Source organism: Bifidobacterium sp. UTCIF-38 (genome assembly GCF_006454495.1).
Taxonomy (GTDB): domain Bacteria; phylum Actinomycetota; class Actinomycetes; order Actinomycetales; family Bifidobacteriaceae; genus Bifidobacterium; species Bifidobacterium callitrichos.
Genome location: NZ_JFAL01000023.1, coordinates 99385 through 120140, shown reverse-complemented (window position 1 = coordinate 120140; position 20756 = coordinate 99385). Strand labels below are relative to the sequence as shown.

Below are 20756 nucleotides of genomic sequence, written 5' to 3'. Positions count from 1 at the left end.
CGAGACGAAAGGCGTGGCGATCATGACGAGCATCGACATGAACAGCGATATGGGTGAGAGTTTCGGCCGCTGGAGGCTGGGCGATGACGAGGCGCTGCTGACGGTGGTGTCGAGCGCGAACATCGCGTGCGGATTCCATGCGGGAGATCCGAGCGTGATGCGACGCACGCTCGAGAACGCGGCGGCGAACGGCGTCGCGGTGGGCGCGCACGTCGCCTACCGCGATCTGGCCGGATTCGGTCGGCGTTATGTCGACGAGACGCCGGACGAGCTGACGGCCGACGTGATGTACCAGCTGGCGGCGTTGGAGGGCATGGCCCGCGCGGCGGGCACGCACGTGTCGTACGTCAAGCCGCACGGCGCGCTGTACAACCGCATCGTGGCCGACGAGGCGCAGGCCGGTGCCGTGGTGGAGGCGATTCGTGGGATCGATCCCGAACTGGGCATCCTGACGCTTCCCGGTTCGGCGGTCGGGCGTATCGCCGAAACCGCGGGATTGCGCGTGTTTCACGAGGCGTTCGCCGATCGCGCATACACGCCGGAGGGCACGCTGGTCTCGCGTCGGCTGCCTGGCGCGGTGATCAGCGATCCCGCGGTCGTGGCGGAACGCGTCTCGCGCATGGTGCTGGATGGCACGGTCGTCGCGATCGACGGGACCGTGGTGCCGATCGCGGCCGATTCGGTGTGCGTGCACGGCGATTCGCCGGCCGCGGTCGCGATGGCGCATGCGATCCGCGAGCGCCTGATCGCCGACGGCGTGACGGTGCGCGCGTTCACGGCGGCCTGACGATGAGCGCGACAAATGCCCGGTTTCTGCCGTGCGGGGAGGCGGCGGTGCTGGTCGAACTCGACGATCTCGACGCCACGTTGCGCCTGTATGCGGCGATCGAACGGGCGGCGACGGCGGTGGTCGGTACCGACGGTGAGGGTGACGGTCGCGCCGACTCCGTGTGGCGGTATGTGACCGGGCTGCTGCCGGCGGCGCGCACGGTGCTGGTCTCCTACGATCCGCTGGCCGATGCGATATTTCCCGATGCGATGCGCGCCGGTTTCCACGCTCGCCTGTGCGATGCCATCGCCCGCTTGGACGCCCCTGAACTGCACGCCGGTTCGACGCGTGTCGTCGAGATTCCGGTCGTATACGACGGCGAGGATCTGGGCGATGTGGCTCGGATGCTCGGCATCAGTGAATCCGAGGTCATCGCCCGGCATAGCGGACATCCGTGGACGGTGGCGTTCGGCGGATTCGCCCCCGGATTCGACTATCTGACCGGAGGCGACCCGATCTTCGATGTTTCACGTAAAACATCGCCCCGTCTGGCCGTGCCCGCGGGTGCCGTCGGACTAGCCGGCACGTTCTCCGGCGTGTATCCGCGCAGCAGTTCGGGCGGATGGCAGCTGATCGGCACGACCGATACGCCGATGTGGGATGAGCGGGCGACTCCCCCGGCCCTGCTCAAGCCGGCGGATACCGTGCGATTCACGCCGGTCCGCGCGCGAGTCAGGCTCGGCGACTCGTCGACGACCACATCACCCGCTTCGGACAGCCACCGCCATGACCGCATCGCACACACCACGTGCTCCGACGCGTCTTCGACGGTTCCCGTGGCCGCCGCCCTGGAGGTGCGCAATCCCGGCGTATTGAGCACCTTCCAGGACGAGGGACGCGATGCCGCGCGGATGGGCGTCACCGGTTCCGGAGCCGCGGACCGTCGCGCGTTCCGTCTGGCGAACGATCTGGTCGGCAATCCCGCCGGAACGCCCGCGATCGAGATCACGGGCGGCGACGCCTCGTTCGTCGCGCATGGCGATCTGACCGTCGCCGTGACCGGGGCTCCCGTCGACATCACCATTACCGGAACGGACGCCATCACCACGGCAGGCGCCTTCTGTGCAACGGGCCATCCGGCAACGTTCTCCGTCACCCGGCAGGAGGCGTTCCTGCTGCGCGACGGCGAAACCCTGACGATCGACACGCCACGCGCGGGATTGCGCGACTATCTGGCCGTGCGCGGAGGATTCGACGTCCCGGAGATCCTCGACTCCGCCTCGACCGACACGATGAGCCATCTCGGTCCGAACCCCTTACGCCCGGGGCAGCTGCTGGCAATACGAACCGTCAGCACACCTTCCACATCCAGTTACGTCCGACCGTTCACCGTCGGATTCCCCGAACCGTGGCCGGACGGCCTGCCTCGCGTCAACGGCCCGGCCACGACGCTCGCCGTCACGATGGGGCCGCGCGACGACTGGTTCACCCCCGACGCGATCGCCACGTTCCTCGATCAGGAGTGGACCGTGACCGCGCGGTCGAATCGCGTGGGGTTGCGCCTGGAAGGCGCGCGATCGCTGCAACGCAGGGATTGCCGGGAACTGGCCAGCGAGGCCACGCTTCCCGGCGCGATCGAGGTGCCGACCAGCGGGCAACCGGTGCTGTTCCTGCGCGATCAGCCGGTCACCGGAGGCTACCCGGTCATCGCCGTGCTGACGCGCGCCGCACTCGACCTCGCGGGGCAGCTGCCGCCCGGCGCCCGGATACGGTTCGCCGTGAAACACACGGCAGCCCGGAGGCACGCTAAAGAGAAGCACTCTGAAGAAAGGACCGCATGATATGCGTCTCAATCGAATCCTCATCGCCAACCGCGGCGAGATCGCGGTCCGCATCATCCACGCATGCCATGACACCGGACGCACGGCCATCGCCGTGTATGCCGATCCGGACGCCGACGCGCTGTTCGTGCACCTCGCCGACGAGGCGTACGCGCTGGGTGGCGAAACGTCGAAGGACACCTATCTCAATATCGGGGCGATTATCACGGCGGCACGCAAGGCACACGCCGACGCAGTCCACCCCGGATACGGGTTCCTGTCCGAGAACGCCGATTTCGCGCAGGCGGTGATCGATGCGGGAATGACGTGGATCGGGCCAAGCCCCGAAACCATCCGCATGCTCGGCAGCAAGGTGGAGGCGCGACGCATCGCGGCCGAAGTGGGGGCGCCGATGGCCCCCGGCACCACCGCGCCCGTCCATGATCCGAAGGAGGTGGTCGCCTTCGCCCGCGAGCACGGGCTGCCTCTTGCGATCAAGGCCGTGTACGGCGGCGGCGGGCGCGGGCTGAAGGTCGTCCACGAGCTGAAGGACGTCGAGGAGGCGTTCCTGTCGGCCACGCACGAGGCCGAGGTCGCGTTCGGCAACGGCGACTGCTTCATCGAACGGTTCCTCGCCCGCCCGCGTCACGTGGAGGTGCAGGTGCTGGGAGACCTAGGCGGACGGGTCGTGGCGGTGGGCACGCGCGACTGTTCGCTGCAGCGTCGCAATCAGAAGCTCATCGAGGAGGCACCGGCACCGTTCCTGCCGCCGGAGACGACGGCACGTCTCGAACGGGCCGCGGTCGCGATCTGCGAGCGCGCCGGGTATGCGAGCGCGGGGACCGTGGAGTTTCTGGTCGATCCGGATGGCACGATGTCGTTCATGGAGGTGAACACGCGCATCCAGGTCGAGCATCCGGTCACCGAGGTGACGACCGGCGTCGATCTGGTCGCCGCCCAGTTCGCGATCGCCGAGGGCGCATCGATCGGCGAGATGGTCGATGTGATCGCCGCGGACGGCGTCGTCCCGATTCCGGCGCACGGGCATGCGATCGAGTTCCGCATCAACGCGGAGGATCCGTCGCGCGGGTTCGTGCCGTTCCCGGGTGTCGTCGAATCGCTGCGTACGCCGAGCGGTCCGGGCGTTCGTTTCGATACGGGGATTGCGGCCGGTTCGATCGTGCCGGATCAGTTCGATTCGATGCTCGCGAAGCTCATCGTCTGGGCTCCGACGCGTCAGGAGTGTCTCGTGCGCGCCCGCCGCGCGCTGGCCGAGCTCGAGATCGATGGCGTGCCGACGGTCAAGGCGTTCGACGAGCGGGTGCTCGCCGACCCGGATTTCACGGCGATCGGCGACGACAACGCTGACGGCGGAGAACCGGGTACGTTCCGCGTGTACACGCGCTGGATCGAGGAGGTGCTGCTGCCGCATGTCGACCCCGCGACCTTGGCGAGCGGTTCGCCGAAGTCGCGCGGCGTCGCGCCGAGGAACGTGACGATGTGGATCGAACTCGACGGCAGACGCATGCGGCTCGGCGTGCCGGCCGGACTGGCCGGGCTTATCGACATGGCGGGAGCGTTGCCCGAGGCAGCCGGCGCCGACTTGATCGCAGGTCTTGCGGGACCGTCAGCGGCCACCGGCAACGCTCCCGACGCCGCCCGTCCCGCCGGCGCGATCGCCTCGACGATCACCGGCACGGTGGTGCGTTGGCTCGCCGACGACGGCGCGACCGTCGCCGAGGGCGATCCGGTGGTCGTGGTCGAGGCGATGAAGATGGAGACCGAGATCGCCGCACCCATCGCGGGAACCGTGCATCGCAAGGCCAAGCCGGGCGATGCGGTCCGGTTCGACGACGTGCTCGGCGAGGTCGTGCCGAACTGTTGAGAGAGGAGCAGTCATGGATGCCAATACGTCGTCGATCGCGAGCATCGCAAGCTGGAGGTTCTACCCGCGCATCGCACGCATCGCCAATCTCGCAAGCCGCGACGTGGGCCGCGGCTCCGAAACCCTGATGACGTTCTCGCGCGGCGATCTGTTCCGCGCGGCGCGCCAGCTGGTCACGGGCCGGCCGGCGCGCGCGCTGGTCGTCACCGGCTTCTACATTCCGCAGGCCGACCGGCCGGCTGCGGAGACCGACGGACCGTTGGGTGCGTTGGAGATGTGCATGGCGTTGCGCGCGATCGGCGGTGACGCGTGGCTGGTCACGGACGAATGCTGCGAACCGGTGATCCGCCCGAGCGCCGCCGCGATGCTGCCCGACGATCACGTGCTCATCGCACCGGTGCGCGAGCGGTTCGACGGTTGGATGAACGGGGTGATCGACCTGGCGAAGGCCGAGCGGATCGACACGCTGATCTACATCGAACGGGTCGGCCCGGCCCGCGATGGCCGTCCGCGCAACATGCGCGGCGTCGATATCAGCGAATGGACCGCCCCCTTAAGCCGGCTCACGCAGATGCAGCTGCACACGATCGGCGTGGGCGACGGCGGCAACGAGATCGGCATGGGGCGCGTCGCCGAATATGCGATCGAAGGCGTGGTGGATCACGGCGAGCGCATCGCCTGCCGGGTGCCGACCGACGAGCTGATCGTCTCCGGCACGTCGAACTGGGGTGCGCACGCGCTCGTCTGCGCGATGCGCGCGATGGGCCGTCCGGAGATCGAACCGTATCTCAAGGCCGACTGGCATCGCGCGACTCTGGAGACGATCGTCAGTCACGGCGGCCTCGACGGCGTGCACATGACCAACGTCGCCACCGTCGACGGTCTCGACCCGGAGCGCTACTACGCCGAGATCGCGGCGTTGAGCGCCCTGGCCGCGTAACGATCACCGCCGCATAACACACGCGAAAGGCGTCCGAAACGGCCTATAACCGCTTCGGACGCCTTCCTATATCAGGTATCAGGTGCGATGCTGCTGGCGCCGCGTCACGCCTTGGGCACAGAGCCCTCCTGCGCGTGATCGAAGACCGGCTTGTTGGACGCGTCGAACTTGTACACGCCGATGGAGGCGGTGGACGGGTCGTGCGCGTCGTTGAACGGGCCGATGCCGGCCTGGCCGGAGTACTGGATGTCCTTGCCGTCCTTCAGCAGGGCGAGGCACGCCTTGTACGAATCGCACTTCTCGCCGCCGGACACGCCGGAGACCGCGGGCAGGTTCTTCGCGACGGTCTCGCCGTCGGCCGAACCGCCCTTCTGGGCCGCGAGCGCCGCCAGTATGACCGCGTCGTACGTTTCGGCCGCGTACGTGAAGTCCTTGACCTTCGAGTCGATGCCCTTGACGCGCTCTTGGAACGCGTCGGTCGGGTGGGCGCCCGGGATGGTGCCGGTCGAGCCCTCGAGCATGCCGGCGTCGAAGTCGGCGGAGTGGTCGACGGTGTTGCCATCGGTCATGTACAGCTTGTGCGTGTCGATGCCGGCGGTCTTGAGCGCCTTGACGAGCGAGACGGTCTGGTCGAACGCGATGACGAGCACGGCGTCCGGGTTGGAGGCCTTGACGGCGGTGGCGATCGAGGAGAAGTTCGTCTCGGTCGGATCGAACGTATCCTTCTCGCCGTAGACGACGTTCACGCCGGCAGCCTCGACGGTCTTGACGACGACGTCACGCAGCGATGTGCCGTACTCGTCGTTGAACACCGCGATGGCGAGGTTCTTGATGCCGTCCTGCGCGATGATCTGGCCCAGCACCGCGCCCTGGACGGTGTCCGGCGGAATCGTGCGGAAGAACTTGTCGTCGAGACCGCTGAACGCGGTGGAGGTGGCGCCGTTGGAGATCATCGGCACGCCGGAGGTGACGACCTGCTTGTAGCTGTTCTTGACGACGGAGCTGGACGGCGGGCCGACCACGACGGACGGCTTCTTCGAGATCACCGACTGCGCCGCGGACGTGTTCTGGTCGGCGTGGTCGGCGTCGGACGTGTCGGCCGTGACCGAGGTCGCGTCCTTGCCGAGCACGCCGCCGGCCGCGTTGATGTCCTCGACGGCGAGCTTGAGCGATGCCACGTTCGACGGTCCGATGTAGGCCATCGAGCCGGTGGACGGGAACAGGCCGGCCGCCACGAACGCGCTCTGCTTGCCCGAGTCACCGGACGCGCCGGATGCGCCGGTCGACGACGAGCCGCAGCCCGCCAGCGCCATCGACGCCGCCGCGACCAGCGCCGCAACGGTCATCGCACGCGATCTCATCGATCGCATCGTCTTCCTCGTGTTCGTCATGTTCTTCCTCATACGTCATCACGTTCCTCTCTAAAGCCTTGCGGCAGGTGATGGGGATTCTCGCTTCACTTGGATTTCGCTTGAATCTTGGCGACGACATTACGAGCGGGGTGATTCGGTCACGTTGTTCGCACGTAACCGGCGGATGACGGACGATAAACGGCGGAAACACGGGGAAATCATCCGTAATCGCCCCGTAATGCGAAGCGCCCGTCCGTAACATGACGGGCGGGCGCGGCGCGATATCAGTCGACTCGGTCGACTCAGTTGCCGTTGACGGCGTTGCCGTTGGCCTGCTGGACGATCGCGGTGAGGAAGTCGCGGTTGGTGGCGGTCTTCTTCAGGCGCGGGACCAGCGTCTGGTAGGCCTGCTCGGGCTCCATGCCGCCGAGCAGTCGACGCAGACGGTAGATGATCGGCAGCTCCTGCGGGTTGGTGATGAGCTCCTCGCGGCGGGTGCCGGAGGCGTTCACGTCGATGGCCGGGAACAGGCGCTTGTCGGCGAGCTCGCGCGACAGGCGCAGCTCCATGTTGCCGGTGCCCTTGAACTCCTCGAAGATCACCTCGTCCATCTTCGAGCCGGTCTCCACCAGCGCGGACGAGATGATGGTCAGGGATCCGCCGTTCTCGATGTTGCGGGCCGCGCCGAAGAACTTCTTCGGCGGGTACAGGGCCTGCGCGTCGACGCCACCGGAGAGGATGCGGCCCGAGGCCGGCGCGGCAATGTTGTAGGCGCGGGCGAGTCGGGTCATCGAGTCGAGCAGCACGACCACGTCCTGACCGAGCTCGACCAGTCGCTTCGCGCGTTCGATCGCGAGCTCGGCGACGGTCGTGTGGTCGGAGGCGGGACGGTCGAAGGTCGAGGAGATGACCTCGCCCTGGACCGTGCGCTCCATGTCGGTGACCTCCTCGGGACGCTCGTCCACGAGCACGACCATCAGATGGACCTCCGGGTTGTTCGTGGTGATCGAGTTGGCGATGTTCTGCAGCGTGATCGTCTTGCCGGCCTTCGGCGGGGAGACGATCAGGCCACGCTGACCCTTGCCGATCGGGGAGACGATGTCCATGATGCGGCCGGTGAGCTTGTTCGGCGTGGTCTCCTGCTTGAGCCTCTCCTGCGGGTAGAGCGGGGTGAGCTTGCTGAACTGCGGACGGTTGGCCGCCTCCTCGACGCTCATGCCGTTGATCGAGTCGATCGACTGCAGCGGCACGAACTTCTGACGCTGGTTGCGGCGGTCGCCCTCACGCGGGGCGCGGATGGCGCCGTGCACGGCGTCGCCCTTGCGCAGACCGTACTTCTTGACCTGCCCCATGGAGACGTACACGTCGTTCGGACCGGGCAGGTAGCCGGAGGTGCGCACGAACGCGTAGGAATCGAGCACATCGATGATGCCGGCGACCGGCACGAGGTCGTTGTTCTGCTCCTCGTTGCCGCGACGATCAGCGTTGCGATCCGCGCGATCCTGACGCTCGGCACGTCCGCCGCGATCGTCGTTCCAGTCGCGTTCGACATGGTCAACGGCGCGTTCCGCGCGATCGCCACCACGATCGCGGCGATCCTCGCGCTCCTCGAAGTCGCGGCCGCGGTCACGGCCACGCACGCGGCGACCGCGGCGATCGCCGTGATCGTCACGATCGGCGTTACGGTCGTTGCCGCGATCGTTGCGAGCGCTGTGGTTGGCGCGATCGCCACGGTTGCGACGGGAGTCGTCCTCGTCGTCGCGCGGCGCGTTGTTCTGCGTGGGCAGCGTGGCGAGGATATCGTCGAGATCGCGCACAACCTCCTCGTTCTGCTCGCGCTCCTCGGTGGGGCGACGGCGACGGCGCACGTTCGCGACGATGATCTCGTCGCCGTTCTCGTCGATGACGTGACGACGGCCGCGCTCCTTGCGCTCCTCGCCGGACGGGGTCGGCTCGCTCAGATCGAGGGAGTCGAGCAGGCTGGCGGCGGCGTCCTGATCATTGACTCGCCTGTCGCGCCTGCCGGAGCGGGCGTCACGCTCGGCGCGATCCTGCTCCTCTTCACGTTCGCGCTCACGATCGGCGCGATCGAAACGGCTGGTGGGGCGATCGAAATCGAACCTGCGATTGCGCGGCGTACGCTCACGCGAGGATTCCTCGGATGCCGGAATCGGCTCGAATCCGGCGAGGCCCGCCACGACGGAGGCCGCGGCCTCGTCGACCTGTGCGGACGCCTGCTGCTCCGCCGGCTGAGCGGCGGAAGCGGTGCCCTGGAACGTGCGCTGCGCGGCAGCCGGCGCCTGCTGATCGGTGGATTCGGCGGCGGCAGTGCCGACGGGGTTGGCGGCCTCGGCGGTCTCGACCGGCGCGACCGGCGCGACCGGCTCAGCTGAGGAGGACATGTCGTTCGATGCGGCCTGCACCGGGGCATCGGACTGCGCGTTGATCGAGGCCTCGACCGTGGTTCCCGCCGACTTGGCGGCCCTCGTCCTGGCGGTCTTGCCGCCCTTCGGCGCACGGACGGTGACGCCCGCCGGCGCCTGACCGCCGGAACGGGCCGCCTGCAACGTAGCAAGCAGCTCCGGCTTGCGCATGGTGGACGTGCCACGCAGACCCATCTGCTTGGCGAGCTCCTTGAGCTCCGGCAGCTTCATATCCTCGAGATTCTGGCTATTGGCCACGATTCATACCTTTCCACAGCACCAACCGACGCATACGCGACACACCGGCACTAGCCTGAAGAGTGATTACGGCTTTCCCGCCGTCTGTGAACGCCCGCCGCACTCCTATGCTCGCGGACTGACCTCACCATACAACGTCTCCCAGACCAACGCAAACCGGCTCCTGCGATCATGGCGCGTACGGCTTCAGTCCACCCCAGATCTCACCACCACAAACTCCATCACAGCCCTCACAACTCCCCATCACAAACCCTATTGCCCCCATCACAGACCACAGATTCCACCCATAGACACCCCACAGACCGCATCACAAGACCCCACAGATTTAACTACAGACCTCACAGCCCCTCACAGACCACAGATTTCCCACAGATTCCACCACAGACCACATCTGCATCCCCATTTCGGTCTCCCAGCGTCACATATTCCCGAAACAAATCCATCCCCCGGGAATACGTGACGCTGAGTTGAGGGCAGCGTCACTTTTTCCCGAGCCCCGGAGAAATCTCGGGAATATGTGACGCCGAGTTGGGACCAGCGTCACATATTTCCGAGCGATGGAGAAATCTCGGGAAAAAGTGACGCTGACAAGACAAACGTTGACAGACACCGACAGACGCTGACAAGACAGACACCGACAGACAGACATCCAAAGACAGACATCCGCCGCGAAGACTCCACCGGACACCCCCAATGCGCGGACACCACACCGCATAAACCGGCACGTACGTAAAAAGGCTTCCTCGGTAGGAGGAAGCCTTTCGCCTTAGGACAAGAGCAGAACCATGTTACTTCTGTTCGTGATAGGCCTTGTCGGTGTTGACCGACCACACGTTCTTCTTGGACGTCTTGCCGCTCTTGATGTTGGAGACGGCCTCGATGGCGGTGGCCATGGAGTGATCCATGTTGTTGTAGCGGTGCTGGCCGTTACGGCCGACGCAGTAGAGGTTGCCGAACCCGTCGAGGTACTCGATGAGCTCGTCCATGTGCTCGTAGGTGTCGAAGTAGGCGGGGTAGGCCTTCTTGACGCGCTCGCGATGGGAGTCGATCACATCGGCGGGGCCGCTGATGACGCGCATGCGGGTGAGCTCGGAGATGGCGAACTTGGTGGCCTCCTCGTCGGACATGTTCCAGAAGGAGTCGCCCTCCTCGCAGAAGTACTCGAGACCGATCCACACGGTGTTGTCGACGTCCTTGACCAGGTACGGGCTCCAGTTGTTGAAGATCTGGAGACGACCGACCTTGTAGCCCGGATCCTGCACGTAGATCCAGCAGTCGGGCACGATCGGCGGGTTGCCGAGGGTGGGGATGTCGGTGGTGTTCTTCAGGCGCAGATGCTTGACCAGCAGTCCGACGGTGACGAAGTCGCGGTACGGCAGGCCTTCGGCGATGTGCACCATGTCGGCGGGGGCAGGCTTGCCCTGCACGGCCTGCTCGCCGGCGTCGATCGCGTCGACGAGGTCCTTGACGGGCATCGACGAGATGAACTGGTCGGCGTGGATCTCCTTGCGGTTGCCTTCGGAGTCCTCGGTCACGACGGAGGAGATGTGACCGGCGACCTGACGCACCTCGACGACCGTGGCGTCGGTGACGACCTTGACGCCGGCGGCCTCACAGTTGTGCTCGACGGTCTCCCACAGCTGGCCGGGACCATACTTCGGGTACCAGAACTCCTCGATGAGAGAGGTCTCGACCTCGGCGTTGGAGCGCTTCTTCGGCAGCAGCTTCTGGAACGCGTTCTTGAGCACGCCGAGGATCGACAGGCCCTTGACGCGCTGCGAACCCCAATCGGCGGAGATCTGCGAGGGGTGACGTCCCCACAGCTTCTCGGTGTAGCCCTCGAAGAACATGGAGTACAGCTTGCGGCCGAAACGGTTGATGTAGAAGTTCTCGAGGTTCGTCTCGGGCAGCTTGTGGATCATCGACTTCAGGTAGGAGAAGCCGGCGACCAGCGTGAGCTTCACGCCCATCGCCTTGAGCGTGTTGGGGCTCAGCGAGATCGGGTAGTCGAAGAAGTGGCGGTTCCAGTAGATGCGGGAAACGCGATGACGCTTGAGCATCACCTTGTCCTCGACCTCCGGATCGGGGCCGCCCGGCTCCATGTCGTGCTCACGACCGAGCTCCTTGTCGTCATAGGAGGGGGCACCCTGCAGCGGCAGGACGTCCTTCCACCAGTCCATGATGCGGTCGTCCTTCGAGAAGAAGCGATGTCCGCCGATGTCCATGCGGTTGCCGTTGTGCTTGACGGTGCGCGAGATACCGCCGAATTCGCGTGTTCCCTCAAGAACCGTGACGTCGTACTTGTCGGCGCCGCCGTCCTTGATAAGCTCCCATGCCGCGGTCAGGCCTGCGGGGCCTCCACCGATGATCACCACGGATTGTTTGTCGGTCACGTTCATCTCCTTATAACAAAATCACGCATATCCTACCGAAGGCCTCGGAAGCGCACGCCGACCCTGTGCGTTTCCTTACAGATACTTCAGGTCAGTGGATGTCGTCGGGGATGTCGATGTCGGTTTTCTGAACCTCTTCGACGTTGACGTCCTTGAACGTGACGATGCGCACGTTCTTGACGAATCGGCTCGGACGGTACACGTCCCACACCCATGCGTCGGTGAGCTGGACGTCGAAGTACACGTCCTGCCCGGCGGATCGCACGTTGAAGTCGACCTTGTTCGCCAGATAGAACCGGCGCTCGGTCTCCACTACGTACGTGAACAGTTTGATGACGTCGCGATATTCCTTGTACAGCGACAGCTCGGCGTCGGTTTCGTAATTGTCGAGATCCTCGGCGCTCATACCTTCCTGATTCCTTTTGTTCCTGTTATGCCCTGTTCGTCGCTATTTGTCGCTTTCGCGCTTGCGACCACGACCAAGGGTACGCCACCAGGCGTCCTTCGACGTCTTGCGTTCGCTCTGCCCGTATGGCCAGTTGCTTTCCTCGTCGGATGAATCGTACGCGTGGGACTCCCCCGTCGACGGCTCGGGCGTCACCTGCGCCAGTCCGAGTCGTTCGCGCGCCTCCTGCGGCGTCATGCGGTACGCGCTTTCGCGGGTGTGCGATTCGTGCTTGACCGCCTCGCCGTCCGATGCCATCGCGACGTCCGACCTGTCCGATCCAACTGCCCGGGAACGCTGCTGGATGGCGATCGAGTGCTCGCGCGCGCTCAGCGCCTCCTGCACGCCGGGATTGTCCTCGATCAGGTGCATGCCGAACGCCTCGAGCGACCGGATCGGATCGTATTCGTCGACCAGCGTGTCCATGACGATGAGATCCTGATACTTGCGTCCGACCGGATCCCACAGCGCATCACGCGACGTGCCGGACGGCACGAATCCGAGCGACTGGTAGACCGAGACGGAACGCGTGTTCTGCTCCGGCACGCTCACCCAGATGCGATGCATGCCGAGTCCTGCCGGCTCCGGCGCGAAACCGTAGGTCATGACGCGCGGCATCGCGTCACGCGAGTAGCCGCGGCCGCGGTAGTCCTTGCCGAGGATGATCTGGATGCGCGCCGAACGGGACCATCCGTCGATGTCGATCAGGAAGATCATGCCGATGACGTTGCCGGTGGCCGAGGCGTCGGTCTTGTGGTCCATATCATGGTCGGCGTCGGTCAGGATCGCCCAGGCGATGGTGCGACGTGCCTCGGGATCGCCCACGCCGGACTCGCTCGGGGCCTGACCCTGCGTCCACGCGACGGAGCGAGCCACCCACGCGTGGACGACGGCGCGTTCCGCGTTCTCGTCCTTGCCGGTGATTCTGGTGGCGCCGTAGTAGGCGTCGAGCTGGTCGAGCTTGGGCAGGTCTTCCATGGTGGCGGGGCGCAGATGCACCATCTCGCCGCGGATGGGCGGGATCACGATGCTTGCGGGCAGTTCGCGACGCTCCGGGGTCCACGTCGCAGCCGTGTTCGCTTCCATGTACTCAGTCATTTCCCTGTCGTCCCTCGCAAAATCAAACGTGCCGGATCGCCCTGACCCGGTCGATGATCGCCGATGATTGCCGACCGATCATTGCCGAAGTTATCTTACTCAGCTGTATGAACGCTGGGAGAACATGTAGGTTACATGTAACCGAATTTCCACACGGCCTTCGATCGGCCCTTCGATCGGCACAACATTATCGGCGCCAATCGGCACCGATCTTCCTCTCGAAACGACGAATCCCGTCGTCCCCCCAAGAAAACAGGGGGAACGACGGGATTCATGCAGCCGATCGGATGAGCCGGCCTCAGCCCAGCAATTATGGACTTGCCTTCAGCAAGACCCAACCTGCCTTCACGGATGCCGTCGCATCCGTTCAGGCTGAAGCCAGCCGGAAGCCCACAGGGCTTCCTTGATGGCCTCAGCCCTTGATCTTGCCCATGACGATCTTGGTGACGGCCTTGGCGTCGGCCTGACCGCGCGTGGCCTTCATCACGGCGCCGATGATCACGCCCATCGGCTTCATGTTGCCGCTCTTGAGCTTCTCGACGACGTCCGGGTTGGTCTCGAACGCGGCGTCGACCGCGGCCTCGATCGCACCGGAGTCCTCGACGATCTTGTAGCCGTGCTTCTTGACGACCTCATCCGGGGTGCCCTCACCGGCGAGCACGCCGGCGACGGTCTGCTTGGCGAGCTTGTCGTTGAGCTTGCCGTCGGCGATGAGCTTCTCGACCTCGGCCACGTCGGCCGGGGTGACGGGCAGCTCCTCCAGCGAGACGCCCTTGGCGTTGGCCTCGCGCGACAGCTCGCCGAGCCACCACTTGCGCGCGCCGGCCGCCGAGGCGCCGGCCTTGACGGTGTCCTCGATCAGGTCGAGGGCGTCGGCGTTGAGGATATCGCGCAGCTGCAGGTCGGTCAGGTTCCACTCGGCCTTGAGACGGTTGCGGCGCTCGCGCGGCATCTCCGGCATCTGGGCCTTCATCTCGTCGATGTGCTCCCTGGTGATGTGGAGCATGACGAGATCCGGATCCGGGAAGTAGCGGTAGTCGTCCGCGTCGGACTTGAGACGGCCGCCGGCGGTGGTCTGCGTGGCCTCATCCCAGTGACGGGTCTCCTGCAGGATCTCCTTGCCCTCGTCGAGGCGGGCGGCCTGACGGCGGATCTCGTACTGGATCGTCTTCTCGATGCCACGGAACGAGTTCACGTTCTTGGTTTCGGAACGCGTGCCGTACGGGGCGTCGGCGGACGGGCGCAGCGAGACGTTGACGTCGGCGCGCATGTTGCCCTGCTCCATGCGGGCATGGGAGATGCCCAGCGCACGCACGATGTCGCGGATCGCGCGCATGTAGGCGCCCGCGATCTCCGGAGCGCGGTCGCCCGCGCCCTCGATCGGCTTGGTGACGATCTCGATCAGCGGCACGCCGGCGCGGTTGTAGTCGACCAGCGAGTGGTCGGCGCCCTCGATGCGGCCGTCGGCGCCGCCGACGTGGGTGTTCTTGCCGGCGTCGTCCTCGATGTGGGCACGCTCGATCGGCACGCGGAAGACGGTGCCGTCCTCCAGCTCGACGTCGAGGTAGCCGTTGCCGTTGGTCGGCTTGTCGTACTGGGAGATCTGGTAGTCGCGCGGCATGTCCGGGTAGAAGTAGTTCTTACGCGCGAACTGGCTCCACTCGTTGATCTCGCAGTGCAGGGCGAGGCCCAGCTTGATCGCGTAGTCGACGGCCGTCTTGTTGACCACCGGCAGGGAGCCCGGCAGGCCGAGGCTCACCGGGGTCAGCTGCGTGTTCGGCTCGCCGCCGAAGTGGACTTCGGCCGGGCAGAACAGCTTGGTCTTCGTGCACAGCTCGACGTGCGTCTCGAGGCCGAACACCACATCGTACTTCTTGGTGGCATCGGCGTACTTCATCAGTTTTTCAGCCATGATGTTTTTCTTTCGATCCTTCCGATGCTTGGTCTCACTTGGCGAGGCCGTCGAGCCACGGGGCCTTCAGGTCCTTCCAGATCGGTCCGTTCCAGTCCTCCTCGAGGGCGGCCTCGAGCGCGGCGGCGGGCTTGTACATGACCTCGTCGCGCTGCTGCGGGGCGATGAACTGGAAGCCGACCGGCAGACCGTCGTCGGACAGGCCGGCGGGGATCGACATGGCCGGGACGCCGGCGAGGTTCGCCGGGATCGTCGCGATGTCGTTCATGTACATGGCCAGCGGGTCGTCCATCTTCTCGCCGAACTTGAACGCGGTGGACGGGCTGGTCGGGGAGACCAGGACGTCGACCTGCTCGAAGGCCTTCTTGAAGTCATCGATGATGAGCGTGCGGACCTTCTGCGCGGAGCCGTACCAGGCGTCGTAGTAGCCGGCGGACAGGGCGTAGGTGCCGAGGATGATGCGGCGCTTGACCTCGTCGCCGAAGCCGGCCTCACGGGTGTAGGCCATCATGTTGGCGGCGGTCTGCGGCACGTCTGCCGGCGGCATCACGCGCAGGCCGTAGCGCATGCCGTCGTAGCGGGCCAGGTTGGAGCTGACCTCGGACGGCATGATGATGTAGTAGGCGCCCAGCGCGTACTCGAAGTGCGGGCAGGAGACCTCGACGACCTCGGCGCCCATGTCCTGGAGCTTCTTGACGGCCTCGTTGAAGCGGGCCTCGACGCCGGGCTGGAAGCCCTCGCCGCCGAGTTCCTTGACCAGGCCGACCTTCAGACCCTTCAAGTCGCGCTTGAGGCCCTCGCGCGCGGCGGCGGCCATCGGACGCGGACCCTCCGGGATGGAGGTGGAGTCACGGCGATCGTTGCCGCCGATGATCTCCTGCAGCAGGGCGGAGTCGAGCACGGTACGGGAGACCGGACCGATCTGGTCGAGCGAGGAGGCCATGGCGATCGCGCCGAAGCGGGAGACGCCGCCGTAGGTCGGCTTGACGCCGACGGTGCCGGTCAGAGCGCCCGGCTGACGGATCGAGCCACCGGTATCGGTACCGAGGGCCAGCGGGGCCTCGAACGCGGCGACCGCGGAGGCCGAACCGCCGCCGGAACCGCCGGGGACGCGCTCGGTATCCCACGGGTTGTGGGTGGTCTGGTAGGCGGAGTGCTCGGTGGAGGAGCCCTGCGCGAACTCATCGAGGTTGGTCTTGCCGAGGATCGGCATGCCGGCAGCCTTGAGCTTCTCGATGACGGTGGCGTCGTACGGGGGGATCCAGCCTTCGAGGATCTTGGAGGCGGCGGTGGTCTCGATGCCCTTGGTGACGATCATGTCCTTGATCGCGATCGGGACACCGGCCAGCTCGGGCAGATCCGCCTTCTCTTCCGGCGTCTTGGCGTCGAAGGCGTCGGCCTGCTCGCGGGCGACGTCGGCGGAGACCTTGAGGAACGCCTTGATGCTCGGCTCGGCGGCCTCGATCACCTCGAGGTGCGCGTCGACCAGCTCGCGGCTGGAGACCTCGCCCTTCTTGACGGCCGCGGCCATCTCGGCGGCGGTCAGCTTGACCAGTTCGTTGGTTGCTTGTGCCATCTTCGCTCTCACTCCTCGCTTCCCAGGATTCGCGGCGCGACGAACATGCCGGCCTCGGTCTTCGGGCCGCCGGCGAGCGCCTCGGCCTGCGTGAGCGGGGTGACCGGCTCGTCGGGGCGAAGGTAGGCCTCGAGCGGCACCGGGTTGGCGGTCGGCGGCACGTCGTCGGAGGCGACCTCCTGGACCTTGTTGATGGAGTCGGCGATGACGTTCAGCTCGCCCTGCAGGCGGGTGATCTCCTCATCGGTGAGCGCGATTCGGGCCAGATCGCCCAAATGCACGATTTCTTCGCGTGTGAATGTAGGCATGCGCCTAACTATACGAGCGGTTTGTGACACGCGCGGGACATGTCTGTTATCCGCGCCCTACTCGTCCTTCTACTCCTCCAAGGCGGCCGGGTCATACCAGATGACGTGCAGGCGGAACGTGCCGTCGTCGGATTGCCATGCACGGAATCCCAGTTCGTTCCAGCTCATCGGCATCGCGGCCTCCTCGGTGGAGGGCTGCGATTGCCCGACGAGGGCCCGCTGCGTCTCGTCCGGCATGCCGAGCTCCTCGGCCATGCATTGGAATCCTTCCGATTGCAGCGGGTACCTGGCCTCGTTCGCGGGGACGGTGAGGTAGATGTCCCTCGGGGGATGCTCGTTCTCGCCTGCCGCGCCTTCGGGCACGATCTGGAACTGGGCCTTCGTGCCGTCTGCGTTGTCCGGATCGTTGCAGTCGGCGATCATGTCGGTCATGTTCTTGAGCGTGTATCGCCGGTCGCTCTGCGCGGGCAGCTGGTAGGGACCGACTTCGGCGTCGGCGTTGCCGCGATGCCGCGCCCACACCACCGTCGCACACACGATGACCAGCAGCACCACTATCCCCGCGATCGCCCACCGGCGACGACCATCCTGACGGTTCCGACGCATGCGGTCATGTCCGCCGGAGCCTCCGTGCGCACTGCCACCGCCACCGGACATTCCCCCGCCGGGCATACCGTACGAACCACCATGCGAACCACCATGCGATGTCTGCGATGCTCCATTGCCGCTCATGATCCTCACCCACTTCGCTCCCGTGACCCCGCTCCATTGCGGCGTCCGCAGCGCCTGCAACGTCTGCACAACGCCTGATTCCAGTCTACCTGCCTCCTCCCCACCCCGTCCAGCCCCCCCCACCACCATCCTGCGGCCCTGCCCTGCACCCCCAGCGAGAGGTACCAGCATGCCGGTGACGGAAACCTCTCGTCATCCTTCCCCAAGCGAGAGGTCGGCGACCATCGGTAACGAGCATCTCTCGCCAAGGGCTCCTCCTGCGAAAGACCGACGGCTACCGACGACGGGGATCTCTCACTGGAACCTCCTCAGCGAGAGATCCCCGTCACACACTGACGAAATCATCCCACCTATCACCCGCTTGGCGAGACGTTCATGCTAACGGCCGGCATACAGGTATCGACACCAGTGCAGATAGCGAGACATCTACTCCAGCCAACGACGGGAACCTCTCACTGACGCGTCTCAACGAGAGTTCCGCATCACCGGCCAGCATAAACGGCTCGCCAATCGCGTCCGCAGCGAGAGACACCCGTCACGAGGTGACGGCAATGACCCGCTAGCGCACATGACCGGTATCGCACAGTCGCTTCCTACGACTTATCCACAGCATCCCGCCTCGAATTCACCGGCGGAAATCCCGGCCTCGGGAGGTTTCGCCCACCGAGACCGTTCGAATACTTCCGCAGCAGGCTCCGTCCCTTATGGTCGGGCTATGAGACAACACCACGAAGTCACGGCGCTGATTCAGACGGCGCAATCCGAACGCCGATGCGCGTTCGGGACCACACACGCACAGCGTCAGGCGCTGTCCCGCCGCGCGCATGCGAACGAACTCCATCAGGCGATGCCCAACATGTACGCCGACGCCGCATACTGGCAATCGCTCAGTCCTCCCGAGCGAACGCTGCACATGGCCCGCACTTTGTCGAAAAAGCATCCCGGCTGGGTCTTCGGCGGCCTCACCGCCGCGGCCGCACACGGCTTCGACCATCGATGGAGGCTGCACGACGGCAGGGTCACCGTGACCACCACCACTCGCAGCACCGACACCACTGCCGGCAAACGTATCCAACGACTACGCATTCCTCCGGATCAGCGTATCGTCACCGCCAGCGGTATTCCGGTTACGGATCAGGCTCGCACGGTGGTGGACTGCGGTCTTACCCTGCAGTTCCGCGATGCGCTCGCCATTGTCGATTCCGCGATGGCCGGAGGCCTGTCCATAGCGGACATGCTGGTCGCATGCTCCCGTATACAACAGGATTCCGCGCCGGTGCTCCGCCTGCTGCACTACGCGGATCCCGCCAGCGAGAACGGAGGCGAGTCGCTGGCGCGCGGCACGATCATCGAACAGCGATTCATGGTTCCGCAGGTTCAGGCGACATTTGTCGATCCCACGACAGGGCAGACGTATCGGGTCGATTTCGTCTGGCGATTGACCGATGGGCGTGTCATCGTCGGCGAGCTGGACGGCACGGAGAAGTACGTGAATCCGGAGATGACCAATCGCAGAAGCATCCAGGGCGTGGTGCTCGCGGAACGGGAGCGCGAAGCCGCGCTGCGTCGGGCCGGAGTCACGACGATATTCCGATTTACATTCGATGATGCGATCCGGCGGGAACCACTCATCGGCAAGCTGCTCGCCGCCGGGGTACCGCGGAATCAGCTCTAGTCGGATCAGCCGGCTGGGGCCGCATTCCGCGTACCCGCGCCCTCCTCCGTCCGCTCCAAGCCCGCATGTCTATGAGAGACCGTCGCCGTCGTATGACAACGATCTCTCACAAACGGCGACGAATCACCACCATAGTGAGAGGTCTCAGAGCAACAGTGACACGAAACTCTCGCGGAGAGTCATCTCAGCGAGAGAAACTCGTCAAAAAGCAACAATGCCGTCTCGCTGACGCCTCACTGACGAGAGATCGCCGCCATGTCATGATGCGGACCTCTCACTGAGCGGCTTTCAGCGAGAGGTTTTCGTCAGGAAGCGGCGAGGACCGATCGCCCTACGGGACGTGGAAGCCTCACAAGGGGTGAGCCGACCGCGGACCGATCGCCCGCCGCGGCCGGGGCTCAGCGGATGGCGGCGTGCTGGGCGATCCAGGCGTGCATGGTCACGGCGGCGGCGGCTCCGGCGTTGATGGAGCGGACCGAGCCGAACTGGGAGATGTAGACCACGTCGTCGGCGAGGTCGAGGGCGGTCTGCGTCAGCCCCGGCCCTTCGGCGCCGAACAGCAGCAGGCAGCGCTTGGGGAATGCGTAGGTCTCCATCGGCACGGCGCCGGGGATGATGTCCATCGCGATGACGCGCGCCGCCTCGAGCTCCCGGATGCGCGCGGCGGAGGCCGCCCGCGAACGCTCGTAGGCGATCTCGCCGGCGATGCGGTTGCGCCAGCATTCGACCAGTTCCGCGATCGACGGGTGATGCTCGACGTGGCTGTACAGCTCGGTCATCAGCGCGCCGTTGCGATTCCACTTGTGCGGGCCGACGATGTGGACGCGTCGCGCCTGGAACGCGTTGGCGGTGCGCACCATCGACCCGATGTTGAAGTCGTGCGTCCAGTTCTCGCAGGCGATCTCGAAGTCGTGACGGCCGCGCGCGTCGAGGTCGGCCTTGATCGCGGCGACGCGCCAGTAACGGTAGCGGTCGAGTACGTTGCGTCGATCGCCCTCGTCGAGCAGTGCGGAATCGTACCGATACGGATCGAACACAGGCGACGCCGGATCGTCGGGACGTGGCTCGCCGGGGTGGGTTTCGGACCACGGCCCCACGCCGACCTCGCGGAAGACGGGCTCGCCGGAGCGTTCGGCCTCGATGTCGATGGGATTACGGGGATGCATGCGA

The 20756-nt window shown here is 65.7% G+C and carries 15 protein-coding genes; 5 read left to right on the top strand and 10 right to left on the bottom strand.

The features are described from left to right. Positions 1-22 precede the first annotated feature (22 nt). From BW11_RS08275 to BW11_RS08260, 4 genes are read left to right on the top strand one after another with little or no spacing between them, the layout of a single operon-like run. On the top strand, positions 23-787 hold the full coding sequence (locus BW11_RS08275; protein WP_140445222.1) for a LamB/YcsF family protein: 765 nt from the start codon (positions 23-25) through the stop codon (positions 785-787). A gap of 2 nt (positions 788-789) precedes the next feature. Next, on the top strand, positions 790-2610 hold the full coding sequence (locus BW11_RS08270) for an urea amidolyase family protein (protein ID WP_140445223.1): 1821 nt from the start codon (positions 790-792) through the stop codon (positions 2608-2610). Between the two features lies 1 nt (position 2611). After that, on the top strand, positions 2612-4474 hold the full coding sequence (locus tag BW11_RS08265) for a biotin carboxylase N-terminal domain-containing protein (protein WP_140445224.1): 1863 nt from the start codon (positions 2612-2614) through the stop codon (positions 4472-4474). A gap of 34 nt (positions 4475-4508) precedes the next feature. Further along, complete coding sequence (locus tag BW11_RS08260; protein WP_375137653.1) at positions 4509-5414, top strand: DUF4392 domain-containing protein; 906 nt, start codon at positions 4509-4511, stop codon at positions 5412-5414. A gap of 104 nt (positions 5415-5518) precedes the next feature. Here the strand turns inward: BW11_RS08260 and BW11_RS08255 are convergent, their stop codons facing one another. From BW11_RS08255 to BW11_RS08215, 9 genes are all read right to left on the bottom strand, one after another. Then, the gene (locus tag BW11_RS08255; protein ID WP_258231288.1) at positions 5519-6805 is read right to left on the bottom strand and encodes an ABC transporter substrate-binding protein; all 1287 of its coding nucleotides are present in this window, start codon (positions 6803-6805) and stop codon (positions 5519-5521) included. A 263-nt stretch (positions 6806-7068) separates the two neighbouring features. Beyond that, the gene (gene rho, locus BW11_RS08250; protein WP_258184595.1) at positions 7069-9447 is read right to left on the bottom strand and encodes a transcription termination factor Rho; all 2379 of its coding nucleotides are present in this window, start codon (positions 9445-9447) and stop codon (positions 7069-7071) included. Positions 9448-10235: 788 nt separating this feature from the next. Beyond that, positions 10236-11840, bottom strand: a complete 1605-nt coding sequence (locus tag BW11_RS08245; RefSeq protein WP_140445227.1) for an NAD(P)/FAD-dependent oxidoreductase — start codon at positions 11838-11840, stop codon at positions 10236-10238. Positions 11841-11931: 91 nt separating this feature from the next. Beyond that, a complete protein-coding gene (locus BW11_RS08240; protein ID WP_043167202.1) occupies positions 11932-12246 on the bottom strand; it encodes a DUF2469 domain-containing protein in 315 nt (104 codons plus the stop codon). A 42-nt stretch (positions 12247-12288) separates the two neighbouring features. Further along, positions 12289-13383, bottom strand: a complete 1095-nt coding sequence (locus tag BW11_RS08235) for a GNAT family N-acetyltransferase (protein ID WP_140445228.1) — start codon at positions 13381-13383, stop codon at positions 12289-12291. 412 nt (positions 13384-13795) lie between these two features. Then, complete coding sequence (gene gatB / locus BW11_RS08230; RefSeq protein ID WP_140445229.1) at positions 13796-15295, bottom strand: Asp-tRNA(Asn)/Glu-tRNA(Gln) amidotransferase subunit GatB; 1500 nt, start codon at positions 15293-15295, stop codon at positions 13796-13798. A 34-nt stretch (positions 15296-15329) separates the two neighbouring features. Further along, positions 15330-16871, bottom strand: a complete 1542-nt coding sequence (gatA, locus tag BW11_RS08225; protein WP_043167207.1) for an Asp-tRNA(Asn)/Glu-tRNA(Gln) amidotransferase subunit GatA — start codon at positions 16869-16871, stop codon at positions 15330-15332. A gap of 8 nt (positions 16872-16879) precedes the next feature. Further along, positions 16880-17179, bottom strand: coding sequence for an Asp-tRNA(Asn)/Glu-tRNA(Gln) amidotransferase subunit GatC (gene gatC, locus BW11_RS08220; protein ID WP_043167208.1), 300 nt, complete (start codon positions 17177-17179; stop codon positions 16880-16882). A gap of 69 nt (positions 17180-17248) precedes the next feature. Then, positions 17249-17911 carry a hypothetical protein gene (locus BW11_RS08215; RefSeq protein WP_140445230.1) on the bottom strand — a complete coding sequence of 221 codons (663 nt, stop codon included), beginning with the start codon at positions 17909-17911 and terminating at the stop codon, positions 17249-17251. Positions 17912-18626: 715 nt separating this feature from the next. On the opposite strand from BW11_RS08215, the gene BW11_RS08210 reads away from it, so the two are divergent. Beyond that, a complete protein-coding gene (locus BW11_RS08210) occupies positions 18627-19586 on the top strand; it encodes a hypothetical protein (RefSeq protein WP_140445287.1) in 960 nt (319 codons plus the stop codon). Between the two features lie 398 nt (positions 19587-19984). Here BW11_RS08210 and BW11_RS08205 read toward each other — a convergent pair whose 3' ends face one another. Then, positions 19985-20752, bottom strand: a complete 768-nt coding sequence (locus BW11_RS08205) for a TrmH family RNA methyltransferase (protein ID WP_140445231.1) — start codon at positions 20750-20752, stop codon at positions 19985-19987. Between the last annotated feature and the right edge of the window lie 4 nt (positions 20753-20756).